The following is a 14120-nucleotide window of genomic DNA, read 5'->3' as shown; positions in this document are numbered from 1 at the left end:
GTCAGCCCGATTTCGCCGTGGGCGTGATTCCCGCAGGCTCGGGCGGCAGCAGGGGCCCGCAGTCCCACTGCTGGAAGATCAGCCGGGTCTCGACGCGGGCCACCTCACGGTGTGCCGTGAAGCCGTCGAGGACCAGCCGCTGCAGATCCGTCATGTCCGCGACGGCCACATGGACGAGATAGTCGTCCGGCCCGGTGAGGTGGAACACGGTCCGGGACTCGGGCAGCGCCCTGATCCGCTCCACGAACGGGCCCACCAACTCCCGCCGGTGCGGCCTGACCTGCACGGACAGCAACGCCTCCAGGCCGCGCCCCAGCTTGGCCGGATCGAGCCGCAGCTGATGGCCCAGGATGATGCCGGCCCGGCGCAGACGGGTCACGCGGTCCAGGCAGGTCGAGGCCGCGACACCCACCTGCGCGGCGAGGTCGCGGTAGGTGGCCCGGGCGTCGTTCTGCAGCAACCGCAGAAGATGGAGATCCACCGGGTCCAGTACGACGGATTCGGCCATGGCCCGAACGTAACACGGGACTCCGCGTCCATCACCCGTTCGGTGTTCAGACTGCTGTCCATGGACTTCGGCAGCGTTGATGTACGCGACACGTGTGACGACGTAGAGGGAGCGGGCCGGGCGACGGCCGGGGAGGCGACGGCCAGGAAGGGGACGGCGGCCCGGGAGGGGGCGCTCGGGGTGAAGGAGAGCGGCGTGCGGGGCCCGGCCACCGACGGCGTGCGGGGCTCGGCCTCCGCAGGCTTGCGGAACCCGGCTACCGGGGGCTTGCGCGCGCTGGCCACCGAGGCCGTGCACGCCGGGCGGGACGATCTCGCCCGGCAGGGGCTGCACGCCGTACCGATCGACCTGTCCACGACCTATCCGTCGTACGACAGCCGGGGCGAGGCGGCCCGGATCGACGCGTTCGCCACGGACGGGGCCGAGCCGGATGGCCCGCCGGTCTACGGGCGCCTCGGCAACCCGACCGTCGCCCGCTTCGAGACCGCCCTCGCCCGGCTGGAGGGCACCGAGAGCGCCGTCGCGTTCGCGAGCGGCATGGCCGCGCTGAGTGCCGTGCTGCTCGTACGGAACGCCATGGGCCTGCGCCATGTCGTGGCCGTACGCCCCCTGTACGGATGCAGCGACCACCTGCTGACGGCCGGGCTGCTCGGGTCCGAGGTGACGTGGGTCGACCCGGCGGGCATCGCGGATGCCCTGCGGCCGGACACCGGTCTCGTCCTGGTCGAGTCGCCCGCCAACCCGACACTCGCCGAACTCGATCTGCGGGCGATCGCCCACGCCTGCGGAAGCGTTCCGCTGCTCGCCGACAACACCTTCGCCACTCCGGTGCTGCAACGCCCCGCCGAACAGGGCGCCCGGCTCGTGCTGCACAGCGCCACCAAGTACCTGGGCGGACACGGTGACGTGATGGCGGGGGTGGTGGCCTGCGACGAGGAGTTCGCCGGGCGGCTGCGGCAGGTCCGGTTCGCCACGGGGGGTGTGCTGCATCCGCTCGCCGGCTATCTGCTGCTGCGCGGACTGTCGACCCTGCCCGTACGTGTACGTGCCGCCTCCTCGAACGCCGCCGAACTGGCCGGGCGCCTTGCCGCCGACCCTCGTGTCGCCCGGGTCCACTATCCGCGGCTCGGCGGCGCCATGATCGCCTTCGAGATCCACGGCGATCCGCACGAGGTGATAGCCGCCGTCCGCCTCATCACCCCGGCGGTGAGCCTCGGCAGTGTCGACACGCTGATCCAGCACCCGGCCTCGATCAGCCACCGCATCGTGGACGCGGAGGACCGGCGCCACAGCGGGGTGAGCGACCGACTGCTGCGGCTGTCGGTGGGGCTGGAGGACGTGGAGGATCTTTGGCGCGATCTGGATGGCGCGTTGGGCCGCGGGTGAGGGTCCAGGCGGGAACGGTGGCAGGCCCGGCGAGGTTCGCCGGGCCTGCCACCGTCGCGGGACCGACCAGGAGATCGCTCGCCTCTTCGTCGGTCCCGCACGGAGTCAGTCCCGCACGGAGTGTTCCGGCTGGTGCTGCTGGACCTCGTCGTACGACAGCCGCGAAGTCACCGGCGCCGCGTCGAGGCGGGCCGTGATGACGAGCGTGCCTTCCTCGATCTGGTAGTCGAGGGGCAGGTCCAGGCCGCGCATCGCGGCGACCATGCCGGTGTTGGACGACTGCGTGACGGCGTACACGCTCTCGCAGCCGGCCTCGACGGCCATCGCCACCAGCCGGCCGAGCAGTTCGCTGCCGATACCGCGCCGCTGCCAGTCGTCCTCCACGAGCAGCGCGATCTCCGTCTCGTCGCCGTCCCAGAGGAGATGCCCGAGCCCGACGATGCGCCCCGACGCGGTCTGCACGGCGAGGGTGCGCCCGAAACGAGGGCTGAGCAGGTGGTTGAGGTACTTGTCGGCGTCCCCGACCGGACCGTGATAGCGCATGCCCAGCGTGCGCGGCGAGCACCGCTCGTGCATGGCCTTCGCGGCGTCGACGTCACCGGCGTCGGCGCGGCGCACGGTGATGTCGTTGCCCTGCGGCAGAGTCAGGACGTCCTGGCTGCGCGGGACGCGCGGACCGAGCCGGGCGTCCAGCTCGACCAGCGCCCGGGCCCGCGCGAACTCGGTGGGCGTGAACGGCAGATACGGCCGCTCCACAGTGATCACTCCGCCTTCCGGGGCACGCAGCCGCATCACGGTGTCCTCAAGTGCCCCCTCGACGGGCGCCGCTTCGTCCACGCGATCACCGCGCACCGACCCGGCGGGCAGCGACCGGATCGTGCACCGTCCCAGCAACTGCCGCAGCGCCAATGGTAGTTCGGCCGCGTCCAGGGCCGTGCGGGTGGCCAGGCCCAGTACCCGGGTGGGCGCGTCCACCAGGTCGTGGGCGTCGGCCCGCTCGATCCAGGTGCCGGAGCCGCCCGCGTGCGACACCGCCCGGGTGACGTCGGCGGCCGAGACCCGCGCGGGAACACGCAGCAGGAACTCGTCCACCGTGCCCTCGGTCAGCGGATGCGTCTGGAGGCTGAGGATGTCGACCCGCTGTCCCGCCAGCGCCGCGCACAGCGACGCCAGCGATCCCGGCTCGTCGCGAACGGTTGTCCGCATCCGCCACAGCACGGTCTCCCCGGCTACGGCCTGGGCCTCGGGTCCGGTCGCGTCCGCCTCGGACGCCCCGGCCTCCCGCACGGCGGCGGTCGGCCGGGAGCCGGTATCGCCTGTCGGAGGGGCATGGCCGTGGCGTCGTGACCACCATGTGTGGAATCCCGCCGTGGCGACCAGCACGACCGCCGAGATCAGGAGGAGGGTGGGACCGTCGGGGCCGTGCCCGATGAGGTTCGCCACGGCGTCCGCCACCGCCACCGCCGTGAACAGCGCGGCCAGTTCGACGAGATCCCGGCGCCAGTGGTGGACCGGCCGGCCATTTTTCGCACGCGTCACTTGAGACATGTCTTGAGTCATACAGTCACTGTGAAGGATGGGTGTTGCGTGATCACGAACGCTTTGTGACTCATCGGTTAAGTGTGATTCTGCCCTCTTTGTTGCATTTTTTACGACCCCCTGACGTGAGCCGACAGCTCAGGCGGCCACCCCGTGATCCAGCGTGGCACGCAGCCGGCGGGCCTGGCTGACGAGCCGGGACGAACCGCGGCGGTCCGCCGCCTGCGCGAGATGGGCCATGTCGCCGCGCGCTCCCGTCCGTTCGGCGCACTCGGCGGCGACGGCCAGCAGCTCCCCGAACCCGCGGGCGGACGCGGCGGCGCCGTCCGTCGCGAGATCCGCGAGCAGCACGGGCAGCGCGGCGCGGAGTATCTCCCAGACGGTGGCGTACGCGCCGGTCGTCGCCGCGGTCCGTACGGACTCGGCGAGCCGCAGCGGCTTCACCGCCCCGCGGTGCATCAGCTGCCCCAGATCCGCGCCGAGTCTCCCGGCGTCCAACTGCCCTTGGGCGGCCAGCACCAGCAGGGCGTCCACCGCGCTGAGCCGGTCCTCCGGGTGACGCGCGCCGAGCCCGTACGCCACACCGAGATGCACGGCCTCGCCCGCCTCGCCCGGCGCCTCGGCGAGCAGCGGCAGGACGGAGGCATCGCCACGGGATCCTTCCACCGCGACCGTGGAGAGCTCGTGCAGCAGTCGCGCGGCCACCAGCTCCCGCTGCCCGGGGACCACGGCCAGCCAGTGGTGCCGCTCGCTGGGGTCCCAGTAGTGGGCGCAGTACGTACGTGTCTCGCGGACACCCATGGGCCGGCCGAGCCATCGGAACGCCTGTGGGAACTCTCCCTGCAATCCGCCCAGTTCACCGAGTTCGACCAGGATGCGGACCCCCGAGGTCCGTCGGCTGCTCCCGGGCAGGGACGGGCCGTCGGCCGTGAGCCACCGGGCCAGTCGGGCACCCTCCGCCGTGCCGAGCGTTGCTGCCTGTTCGGCGGCGGCAGCGGTCACCACGCGGTCGTCGCGGCGCACCCGGAGCAGCGCCTGCGCGAAGTCGGCCTCCCCGGGCCGGGCACCCAGCCGGCGGTACTCGTCGAGGCGGGCCACCAACTCGTCCGGCTCCAGAAGCCCCGACCCCCAGGTGGGCGTGGCCAGCAGGAACGGCAGTGGGTCGGTGCGCAGCCGGTGGGCCGCCTCCCACAGACGGGCGTTGCAGGCGGCGGCCAGTGCGTTGTGCATGCAGGGGGCCCTAGTGGGCCCGTGCTGGACAGCCTCGTGCAGCGTGGCCGTACTCACCTGGCCCAGCAGCGCCGCGAGCACGACGTCCAGGCCGTGCGGGTCCGCGCGGAAGTACTTGTCCACCGAGGTGTACTGCGGGTCGGCGTCGGCCCACCAGCTCCGGGCGACCACGGGCTTCAGCGCTTCGGCCAGCCCCTCCCGGTCCCGGTACCCGTGCCGCACCAGGCCGTCCAGGGTGCGCTCGAACGCCGCCATGTCATCATCGGACGCCAACAGGGCGCCGACCTCCTCCGCCAGCTCGACCGCCGAGTCCGGCGCGGGCGGGACGCGAACCGGCTCCGGCGCGGGCGGGAGCAACTCCACGTAGGGCTCCTGCACCCGGTCGGCCCCCTTCAGGCCCAGTGTTTCCGTGGCGCGCAAGCGCAGCCCTGGGCTCAACTCCTCAGCCGCGTCCGCCACTTCACACCGCACCTTCGGTGCCGCCGCGTCGAGGTGACGTTCGACCAGCTTCAGCGCGCGCTCCTGCACGTCCGTGTCCTCGTGCCCGAAGGCCTGGGCCACTGCGGGGAGCAGCTCGGCCGCGCTCGACGGGTCGCGTCGGAGCGCCTTCCCGAGGAGGACGAGCTGGGCCCGGACCAGCTTCTTCTCCGGGCGGAAGAGCACCCCGCCGGACATCTCCGCGAGCTGCCGGGGCGTCAACTCGCCGTCCAGCGCCAGGGAGCCGAGCACCGACTGGGCGTGGGACGCCACCGTGGACACCGCGTCGGAGGCGAGCGCCAGCCAGTCGGCGGTCCGCTCCCGCTCCTCGTCCCGGGTCAGCTCAAGGGCCGTCAGCAGCCGCAGGAACACCCGGCAGTCGGACGGCACACCGCCCCGCAGCAGGCGGGCCACACAGGCGTCGACCGTGTCCTTCCGGTCGAGGGCACTTTCCCGGGTGAGCTGTGCGATCGCGCTGAACCAGCTGTCCGGGCCGTCACCGAACAGCCAGTCCAGGCGGCTCCCGATGTCCGCGATCCCGAAGACGGCGGCGACCAGCTCCGCCGTGTACGGGTCCTGGCGAAGCCGCTGAAGGATCGTGTCACCGCGCTGCCACAGGCTGCCGACCTGCTCGATCCAGCCCACCACATAGGTCTCGGTCGTCGGCACCGGGCAGCCGGCCAGCCGCACAAGGCCCGACATCAGCTCGTACGGAACCTGGGCGAGCGGCGGGCGCTCCGCGAGCCGGTGCACGACGTCGCCCAGCCAGTCGCGCTCCCGGTCGCCCAGCACATGGAGCAGCACTCCGGGCGAGGCCTGGGACCAGCGCAGGTCGGCGGCGGTGAGCCAGGTCGCCGTCCCGGCCGCTCCGGTGTGGCAGGCGGCCCCGGCCGCGTGCAGCGCGGGATACGCCTTCCGCGACGCGGCGTCCCAGGGCGCGGCCCGCAACTCCTTGCGGAGGTCCTTCAACGCGGGCAGACAGGCCCGTCGTTCGGCATCCGTCATTCCGTCCAGCAGGCCCGCGGCCTCGCCCATCCGCCCCGCCCGCACAGCCCCAAGCAACGCTTCGTTCGCCGATACCGCACCGCTCATCGCGCACCCCCGTCGATCAGAACCTCTGTCTGTCCGGCCACCGCTCCCCGGCGGGCCATCCGCACGGCCAGTGCGTGCTTGCACGGTCCGCGCCCTCCCCGGTACTTCGCCCACCACAGGCAACTGCAGCTCAGCACTCCCGCGTCGTCGCGCACCCGGTGCGCGTGCCCGTCCTGCGCGGTCACCGTGCCGAGTGCGCCGTCCAGGACCACCGCGCCCTCCGCGACGAGGGCCCGGGCGGCCCGCAGGCGCGGGTTGTGCCGCTCCACGCGCTCGGCGTCGTAGGGCAGTTCGCGGTGGAAGTAGGCCGCTTCCGCCGTGTCGTACCCCACGCGCCCCGAGGTGCCCAGACGGACCAGGGCGGCCCGCACACGCTCGGCCGGCAGGCCCGATGCGCTGGACAGGTCCCCGATGTCGATCCGGGGCTCCCAGGCGAGGAGCACCGAGATCAGCTCCGCGTCCTCGGCGGCCTCGTCGGTGGCCAGCGCGTCCAGGACGCCGCCCTCACCGGAGAATCCCCGCGAAGCCTCCGGGGACAGCGTCAGCGTGAGCCGCATCCCGGGCAGCACGACCTCCCAGGCACTGGCCGCCGCGGTGTCCCCGGCGAGCGAAGGACCGTACACCCGCAGCGCCGTCGCATGGCGGAGCACCCTTTGGAGGGCGGTCAGCCGCTCCGGACCAGGCAGGCACACGGCTCCGGGCACCGGCCTGGTCGTGGGCCGCAGACCCCGCCCGGCCGGCACGACCCACCCAGCACTCCGGGAGGCCCCACGAGCGGTGGAACGGGGCAGGGACCGCAGGAACCGCACCGCCTCCGCCGCGGGCAGTTCGGCCCGCAGGTCGAAGCCGGCCGCTATCACCTGGGCCTCGGCGAATCCGCGCAGCCACCGGTCCGGCAGCGGCACCTTCTTCTCCACGACAGGCCCGTCGAGCGTGGTCACGGCCATCTCGTCCGGGCCGACGCGCAGATGCAGCGGATCGTCCGAGCCGATCCTCGACAGGGCCTCCCGCAGCGGGTTGTTGACGTCGACGTTCGTCGTGCCGTGGCCCACCTCCCCGCCGTCCAGGCCCGTGTCCAGCACGTCCAGACGCGCGTACACCCCACCGCACCCGGAGAAGGACTCGAAGCGGAGCCGGTCGCCGTTGCCCGTGACCACCGGGTCCAGTGAAGCGAGCAGCTGCCGCTGGTAGTACCGCGCGCCCGCCACGTCGGCCACCGCGAGCAGACCCGCCGAGGCCACCTGAGGCGATGTCAGGAAGCCCGCGAAGAAGCGCGGATGGTCCACGGCACCGCGGGGCGTCGCACCCCGCGAGGTCTCAAGTCCCAGGCGCCGTCCGTCCGGTGCGGACTCCAGCGCGGAGGGTCGGGTGTAGGCCACGGCCTGCAAAGATCGCGTCATGGAAAAACCGTAGAGGCGACCACTGACAATCGGCTCTGACCTGCGAAGACTCAAGAATTGGTGCAACTACCGTGCCGCGCACCGGGGGATGACTCCGGTACGCGGCACGAGGTTCGAGGGTACGGGACCTGCCGACCGGCACAGGGGCGATCTCGCCGGTCCCGCGCGCACCCGGACCAACACGCGGACTACTGGCCCACACGCCCCGGCTGCAGCACCTTCGTGAACAGCACCGAACCTCCCGTCGCCCGCAGACGGACCGTCAGTTCACCGCTGTCACCGTCGATGTCGACCTCGCCGAAGTACTGCGGGGACTCCATCGGCGAGACGTTCGCCGTCGTCGGCGCCTTGATGAAGACCCGGTCGGGACCGAAGGTGCCGTCCAGCGCGTTCGCCGGGAAGCCGCCGGCCGCCAGCGGGCCGGAGACGAACTCCCAGAACGGCGCGAAGTCCTTGAAGGCCGCGCGCGACGGCTCGTAGTGCTGCGCCGAGGTGTAGTGCACGTCCGCCGTCAGCCACACCGTGCCGGTGATCCTGCGGTGCTTGACGAACCGCAGCAGCTCCGCGATCTGGAGCTCGCGGCCGAGCGGAGCGCCCGGGTCGCCCTGCGCGACGGCCTCGATGTCCGTCGCGCCGTCCGGCACGACCAGACCGAGCGGCATGTCAGAGGCGATCACCTTCCACACGGCGCGCGACCGTGCCAGCTCGCGCTTCAGCCAGACCAGCTGCTCCGCGCCCAGGATGCCGATGGTGTCGTCGGGCTGGCGGTCCGGAGAGTTGGCGTTGCGGAACGTACGCATGTCGAGCACGAACACGTCCAGCAGCGGACCGTGGTGCACGACCCGGTGCACCCGGCCGTCCTCGCCCGTGGAGGGCAGCGTGGAGATCGGGAAGTACTCGCTGAACGCCTTGCGGGCGCGCGTGGCCAGCGTGTTGACGTCCTTCACCGTGTAGCGGGCGTCGGCGAGGATCTCCCCGGGGTACCAGTTGTTGGTGACCTCGTGGTCGTCCCACTGGATGATCGTCGGTACCTCGGCGTTGAACCGGCGTACGTTCTCGTCGAGCAGCGAGTAGCGGAAGTTGCCCCGGTACTCGGCGAGGGTCTCCGCGACCTTGGACTTCTCCTCGGTGGTGACGTTCCGCCAGACACGGCCGTCCGGGAGCGCCACGGACGCCGACAGGGGACCGTCCGCGTAGATCGTGTCGCCGCTGCACAGGAAGAAGTCCGGGTTCAGGCGGCGCATCTCCTCGTACGCGTAGAGGCCGCCGATGTCCGGGTTGATGCCCCAGCCCTGGCCCACGATGTCGCCCGACCAGAGGAACCGGACGCCCTGGCGCCGCTTGGCGGGGGCGGTCCGGAAGGTGCCCGGTACGGGCTCACCGGTGCGGCGGTAGTCGTCCGGGTCGGCCAGTGTCACCCGGTAGTGGATCTGCTCGCCCGCCGGCAGACCGCGCAGCGGGACCGTACCCGTGAAGTCCGTGTCGGCGCCCAGGAGCGGGCCGTGCCACCGTTTCGGCCTGCGGAACGACTCGGTCGCGGAGGTCTCCACGATCATGCGCGCGGGGCGGTCCGAACGCACCCATACGAGGCCGGAGTTCGTCGTCACGTCTCCCGCCTGCACACCCCACTGCGCCTTCGGCCGGCCCGACAGGGCGAACGCGGGGGCGATGCCCACGGAAGAGGGCAGGGCGAGCGCCGCCGACGCGGCGAGCGAGCCGCGCAGGACGCTGCGGCGGCCGGGGAACGGGTTCGGCGGACGGTGTGACATGGGACGCCTCCTGGGACGGGTTCGACCAGTGTGCAGGGCCACACTTACTGGCGCGCCGCAGCGCGCACACAAACCACAAGTGAACAAAGTGCTCCGCCGGGTTGGGACAGGGTGGTCGACGTCGGTGGGTGACGTGCGGGTTGCCTGTGGCTTGTCGCGCAGTTCCCCGCGCCCCTCACAGGGCGGGGCCTGCCGCCTCCGCCATCAGGCGTACGCCCTCTCGGATGCGTGTCGGAGAGACGTGGGCGTATCCGAGTACCAGGCGTACCACGTCGTCCTCCTTCGGAGCCCACGTGTAGTCGGTGAGGGGGCGGACGGCGACATCGGCCGTGGTCATGGATTCCAGGAAGCGGTCCTGCGGCCCGTAGCGGTCGGGCAGGGTGGCGATGACATGGAGGCCGGCGGCGATGCCGGAGACCTCCGCGCCGGGAAAGTGTTCCTCCAGGGCAGCGACGAGCGTGTCGCGGCGCTCCTTGTACGCGCGCTGGCAGCGGCGTAGCTGGCGGTCGTAGTCGCCCCGCTCCACGAAGCGGGCGAGCAGGGCCTGGTCGACGACGGGATTGCCGAGGTCCATCGTGCGCTTGCGCTCGACGACCTCCTCGGCCAGTGCCGCCGGCACCAGCAGCCAGCCGAGCCGCAGCCCCGGCGCCAGGGACTTGCTGACCGACCCCGTGTACGCGACGTGCTCCGGATCGAGTCCCTGAAGGGCGCCCACCGGTGCCCGGTCGTACCGGAAGTCCCCGTCGTAGTCGTCCTCCACCACGAGCCCGTCCACATCGCGTGCCCAGTCGAGGAGTTCGGCGCGACGCCGCGCGGAATAGGCGATCCCCGACGGGAACTGGTGCGCCGGCGTGGTCACCACGGCCCGTACGCCCGAAGCCCGGAGCGGTCCGACGGCCAGCCCTTCGTCGTCCAGGGGCAGCGGTACGGTGCCGATGCCCGCCGACGCGTACAGAGTGGCGTGCTCCGGGCTCGCGGGATCCTCCACCCCGACGGTGCGTACCCCGCGCGCGTGGAGCACGAATCCGAGCAGTGTCATGGCCTGGGCGACACCGGAGACGACCGTCACCCGCTCCGGATCCGCGACCACACCCCGGCGCCGGGCCAGCAGTTCCGCGAGAGCCGTACGCAGCCGTGGCAGCCCGCGCGGGTCCGGGTATCCCAGCGTGTGGTGCGGCAGTTCGGCGAGCACCCCGCGCTGCGCGGCCGACCAGGCGGCGCGCGGGAAGAGCGACAGGTCGGGCGTGCCGGGCAGGAAGTCGGCGCGGGCACCGGGGGAGCGGGGCGCGAGGTCCCGCGCGCGGGGGAGGGCTGCCCGGACGGCCCCGCCGACCCACGTTCCGGCGCCCTGGTCGCTGCGCAGATAGCCCTCCGCGGTCAGCTGCTCGTACGCCTCGGTGACCAGGCCCCTGGACACCCCGAGATCGGCCGCGAGTTCACGGCTGGACGGCAGCCGGGTGCCGGGTGTCAGCCGCCCCGAACGCACCGCTTCGCGCAGCGCGGCCTGCAGTGAACGGCCACGCGCGCGTGCCGGTGCCGAAGCGGCGGGCAGGAGCAGCTCCCACGCGGCGGCCCACCCCGCCGCTCCGGGCGCGTCCGGACTGGTCCCCGATGACGTCATGGAAGTGGACCTTAAACCGGACCGCCGCCCTTCATAGCGTCACGAGCATGAACGCCACCACCACCCGCGGGGCCTTGCTCGCCGCCCTCGCCTGCGTCCTCGTCGGAGGCTCCTTCACCGCCAACAGTGTCCTGGGCCACTACCCGTACGCGGGCGGCCAGTTCCTCCGCTACGGCCTTGCCTGTCTGCTGCTCCTGCCCCTGGTCGGGCGGGGCGGCGCGGCACCCCTGCGCACCCTGACGCCGGCCCAGTGGACACGGCTCGCGCTGCTCGCGGCCGTCGGCATGGTCGGTTTCAACCTCGCCGTGATCGCGGCCGAACGCACCGCGGAACCCGCGGTACCGGGTGTCTTCGTAGGCTGCGCCCCGGTCGTCGTGGCCGTTCTCGTACCCCTCCTGGAGGGCCGTCGGCCCCAACGGATCGTCCTTTACGGGGCGTTGCTCGTGGCCTGCGGTGCCTTCGCCGTCCAGGGATGGGGACGCGCCGACGGAGCCGGAATCGCCTTCTCCTTGTGCGCGCTCGTCGGAGAGGTCGGTTTCGCGGTACTCGCCGTGCCCGTGCTGCGGCCGCTCGGGCCGCGGCTGCTGTCCGCCACCGTGTGCGCAGTCGCGGCCGTGGAATCGGCGGTGGCCGGAGTGATCGTCGACGGCCGCGCCTGGCTGCGGACACCCGACACCACCGAGACCGTCGCCCTGCTGTGGCAGGCGGCGATCGTCACGGTCGTCGGCTTCGTCTGCTGGTACATGGGCATGCAGCGCATCGGCGCGGAGCGCGCCACGCTCTTCTCCGGGCTCATCCCCGTCGCGGCGGCCTGCACGGCCCCGCTCGTCGGAACGGGCTCCTACGGGCCGCCCCAGGCCGTCGGCAGCGCGCTGGTCGGTGCCGGAGTCGCCCTGGGATCAGGCGCGTTGAGCCGGTGGACGCGAGGCAGGTCAGCGGCTGCCGTCCAGGACGACCCGGGCGACCAGCGCCGGATCGTCGTTCATCGGGACGTGCCCACAGCCGGGCAGCCGCACCAGCCGGGCCCGGGGAATGATCTGCTTGGCCCGGATCCCCTGGCGGCGCACCAGAATCCGGTCCCGGGTGCCCCACGCGACGGTGACGGGAAGTCCGGGGACGTCGTCGGCGAACTGCACCGAGCCACCGGCCCTGAGCGTCTCGGTGAATCCCTCGGCATTGGCCAGCGCGAGGGTCTCGGCGACGACCGCCTCGGGTGAACGGCGGCCCGGGCGCGCGTAGATGCTGCTCGTCAGCACCGTGCGCCCGGCCGCGGACCGGGACAGACGCTCGACCATCGGCAGCGGCATGCTCCGCGCGGCCGCCCGCATCGCCTGCAGCAGACCGAACGCGTACCGCCGCTCGACGGGGGACCAGAACCCGGCGGGCGACAGCGCCGTGACGGACCGTACGAGCTTCTCGCGGCCGAGCTCCAGGGCGAGCAGCCCGCCCAGGGAGTTGCCCGCCACATGCGGGCGGTCGAGGTCCAGCGCCTCGCACAGCCCGCTGAGCGCGGCGTTCATCGTCGGCAGGTCGTGGGCGAGTCCGTCCGGCAGCGCGGGCGACTCGCCGAAGCCGGGCAGGTCCACCGCGATCACGTCGCGTTCGGCCGCCAGGATGTCGACGACCGGGTCCCAGGCCTGCCGGTGGTGGCCTATCCCGTGCAGCAGCAGGAGCGGTTCGCCGCTGCCCACGCGCGCGTACGCGAGGGTCACGGTCCGCGGGCCATGCGGAGAGGGGACGCTGAAGGAGACCGTGGCGGACATGGAGCTGCTCCTCGTCTGATGACCGGCTGACTCCTAGACAGCTTGTCAGCAATTGCTACCCGCGGGTAGCCCTCGGATGCGGTCAACCTCCCGGGCGTCCGGCCCTCAACGCCGTCCGCGCACCTCCCGATCGGTCCCGTGCGCAGGCCGCGGTGTGCGCGACCAAGCGTTTTTGCCTGGACACGACCCGACACGTCGGGTTGGGATGGTGCCGTGGCTACCGACACCGTGACCGAGGTCTTCGAAGAACACCGGCCCGTCCTGACGGGCGTCGCCTACCGCATGCTCGGCCGGGTGGCCGACGCCGAGGACGTGGTCCAGGAGGCGTGGCTGCGCTGGTCCGGCGGCGACCGCTCCGACGTGCGCGAACCGCGCGCATACCTGGTGCGCGTCACGACACGACTCGCCATCGACCGGCTGAGGCTCGCCCAGACCCGCAAGGAGGCCTACGTAGGGCCCTGGTTGCCCGAGCCGTACGTCACCGACTTCGGGGCCACGGTCCCCGACACGGCGGAGCGGGCGGTGCTCGCCGACTCCGTCTCCCTGGCCGTTCTCGTCGTCCTGGAGTCCCTGTCGCCGCTGGAACGCGCGGTGTTCGTGCTCCGGGAGGCCTTCGGCTATCCGTACGCGGACATCGCGGTCACGCTCGACCGCAGCGAGTCCGCGGTGCGGCAGCTCGCCGGGCGGGCCCGTCGGCACGTCGAGGAGAAGCGACCGCGCTACGAGGTCGACCCCGCTGAACAGCGCGATCTCACCGAACGGTTTCTCGCCGCCGCGACAGAGGGCGATTTCGACGGGTTGATGTCTCTGCTCGCCCCCGACGTACGCCTGGTGGGCGACAGCGGCGGCCTGGCTCAGGCGCCGCTGCGGGTCCTGGAGTCGGCCGACAAGGTGGGCCGTTTCATCGCCGGAATCTCACGCAAGGGCGTTGCGGACGCATCGTTCCGCTTCCTGGAGGTCAACGGCGGACCTGCCCTCCTGACCCTGTCCGGCGGCAAGCCCGACAGCGTCCTCCAACTGGACGTCGTGAACGGCCGGATCCAGTGCGTCTACATCATCCGCAACCCTGAGAAGCTGCTGTCGCTCGCCGTCGACTGACACGCTCCGCCCGGCCCGAGCCCCCGCCCACCAGGCGGGGGCTTTGCCTTTGTGTCACGAATACGGCGCATCGCGAACGCCGCATGAACGCTCTGTGTAAACACAACTGTGCGAGCTGTAACGGATCGAGGATTGGTCTTGACCAAGGGTTTGGGGCCGCCATATGGTCGCATGGATAGTGCAGGAACCTTTAATAAACAAGGGCGTTAAAAGCCGCCGGGACACGGCGATTGCGGA

General features: G+C 72.1%; 9 protein-coding genes and 1 pseudogene. 3 read left to right on the top strand and 7 right to left on the bottom strand.

Annotated elements, in window-relative coordinates; all coding sequences use genetic code 11:
- Position 1: 1 nt before the first annotated feature.
- The gene (locus ACFWXQ_RS21505; RefSeq protein WP_383955351.1) at positions 2-508 is read right to left on the bottom strand and encodes an Lrp/AsnC family transcriptional regulator; all 507 of its coding nucleotides are present in this window, start codon (positions 506-508) and stop codon (positions 2-4) included.
- Between the two features lie 60 nt (positions 509-568).
- Here ACFWXQ_RS21505 and ACFWXQ_RS21500 point away from each other — a divergent pair, with 60 nt between their 5' ends.
- Positions 569-1894, top strand: coding sequence for a trans-sulfuration enzyme family protein (locus ACFWXQ_RS21500; protein WP_383955348.1), 1326 nt, complete (start codon positions 569-571; stop codon positions 1892-1894).
- Between the two features lie 105 nt (positions 1895-1999).
- Here the strand turns inward: ACFWXQ_RS21500 and ACFWXQ_RS21495 are convergent, their stop codons facing one another.
- From ACFWXQ_RS21495 to ACFWXQ_RS21475, 5 genes are all read right to left on the bottom strand, one after another.
- Positions 2000-3442, bottom strand: a complete 1443-nt coding sequence (locus ACFWXQ_RS21495) for a GNAT family N-acetyltransferase (RefSeq protein ID WP_383939007.1) — start codon at positions 3440-3442, stop codon at positions 2000-2002.
- Between the two features lie 129 nt (positions 3443-3571).
- Positions 3572-6232, bottom strand: a complete 2661-nt coding sequence (locus ACFWXQ_RS21490) for a DUF6493 family protein (protein WP_383939010.1) — start codon at positions 6230-6232, stop codon at positions 3572-3574.
- Positions 6229-7632 carry an SWIM zinc finger family protein gene (locus ACFWXQ_RS21485; protein WP_383939013.1) on the bottom strand — a complete coding sequence of 468 codons (1404 nt, stop codon included), beginning with the start codon at positions 7630-7632 and terminating at the stop codon, positions 6229-6231. Before ACFWXQ_RS21485 ends, ACFWXQ_RS21490 begins: the two co-directional genes overlap by 4 nt.
- A gap of 188 nt (positions 7633-7820) precedes the next feature.
- The gene (locus ACFWXQ_RS21480) at positions 7821-9401 is read right to left on the bottom strand and encodes an alkaline phosphatase D family protein (protein WP_383939016.1); all 1581 of its coding nucleotides are present in this window, start codon (positions 9399-9401) and stop codon (positions 7821-7823) included.
- Between the two features lie 175 nt (positions 9402-9576).
- Positions 9577-11022: a PLP-dependent aminotransferase family protein gene (locus ACFWXQ_RS21475; RefSeq protein WP_383939019.1), complete on the bottom strand. Its 1446-nt coding sequence runs from the start codon at positions 11020-11022 to the stop codon at positions 9577-9579.
- Between ACFWXQ_RS21475 and ACFWXQ_RS21470 the strand changes: the two are divergent.
- Positions 11013-11858, top strand: a pseudogene (locus tag ACFWXQ_RS21470) (EamA family transporter); the annotation flags it as partial. The gene ACFWXQ_RS21475 and the pseudogene ACFWXQ_RS21470 sit on opposite strands and share 10 nt — an antisense overlap.
- 96 nt (positions 11859-11954) lie before the next feature.
- Here the strand turns inward: ACFWXQ_RS21470 and ACFWXQ_RS21465 are convergent.
- Positions 11955-12785, bottom strand: coding sequence for an alpha/beta fold hydrolase (locus ACFWXQ_RS21465; protein ID WP_383939022.1), 831 nt, complete (start codon positions 12783-12785; stop codon positions 11955-11957).
- A 213-nt stretch (positions 12786-12998) separates the two neighbouring features.
- Here ACFWXQ_RS21465 and ACFWXQ_RS21460 point away from each other — a divergent pair, with 213 nt between their 5' ends.
- Complete coding sequence (locus ACFWXQ_RS21460) at positions 12999-13883, top strand: RNA polymerase sigma-70 factor (protein WP_383939024.1); 885 nt, start codon at positions 12999-13001, stop codon at positions 13881-13883.
- Positions 13884-14120 lie beyond the last annotated feature (237 nt).

This window comes from Streptomyces sp. NPDC058697, assembly GCF_042715345.1.
Classification (GTDB): Bacteria; Actinomycetota; Actinomycetes; order Streptomycetales; family Streptomycetaceae; genus Streptomyces; species Streptomyces liliifuscus.
The sequence above is the reverse complement of the archived record's forward strand: the minus strand, read 5'-3'. Positions and strand labels throughout refer to the sequence as shown.

Excerpts from the sequence above, each read along its gene's own strand:
- ACFWXQ_RS21505 (WP_383955351.1), bottom strand. The coding sequence starts at position 508 with ATGGCCGAATCCGTCGTACTGGACCCGGTGGATCTCCATCTTCTGCGG.
- ACFWXQ_RS21475 (WP_383939019.1), bottom strand. The coding sequence starts at position 11,022 with ATGACGTCATCGGGGACCAGTCCGGACGCGCCCGGAGCGGCGGGGTGG.
- ACFWXQ_RS21480 (WP_383939016.1), bottom strand. The coding sequence starts at position 9,401 with ATGTCACACCGTCCGCCGAACCCGTTCCCCGGCCGCCGCAGCGTCCTG.
- ACFWXQ_RS21490 (WP_383939010.1), bottom strand. The coding sequence starts at position 6,232 with ATGAGCGGTGCGGTATCGGCGAACGAAGCGTTGCTTGGGGCTGTGCGG.
- ACFWXQ_RS21495 (WP_383939007.1), bottom strand. The coding sequence starts at position 3,442 with ATGTCTCAAGTGACGCGTGCGAAAAATGGCCGGCCGGTCCACCACTGG.
- ACFWXQ_RS21500 (WP_383955348.1), top strand. The coding sequence starts at position 569 with ATGGACTTCGGCAGCGTTGATGTACGCGACACGTGTGACGACGTAGAG.
- ACFWXQ_RS21465 (WP_383939022.1), bottom strand. The coding sequence starts at position 12,785 with ATGTCCGCCACGGTCTCCTTCAGCGTCCCCTCTCCGCATGGCCCGCGG.
- ACFWXQ_RS21485 (WP_383939013.1), bottom strand. The coding sequence starts at position 7,632 with ATGACGCGATCTTTGCAGGCCGTGGCCTACACCCGACCCTCCGCGCTG.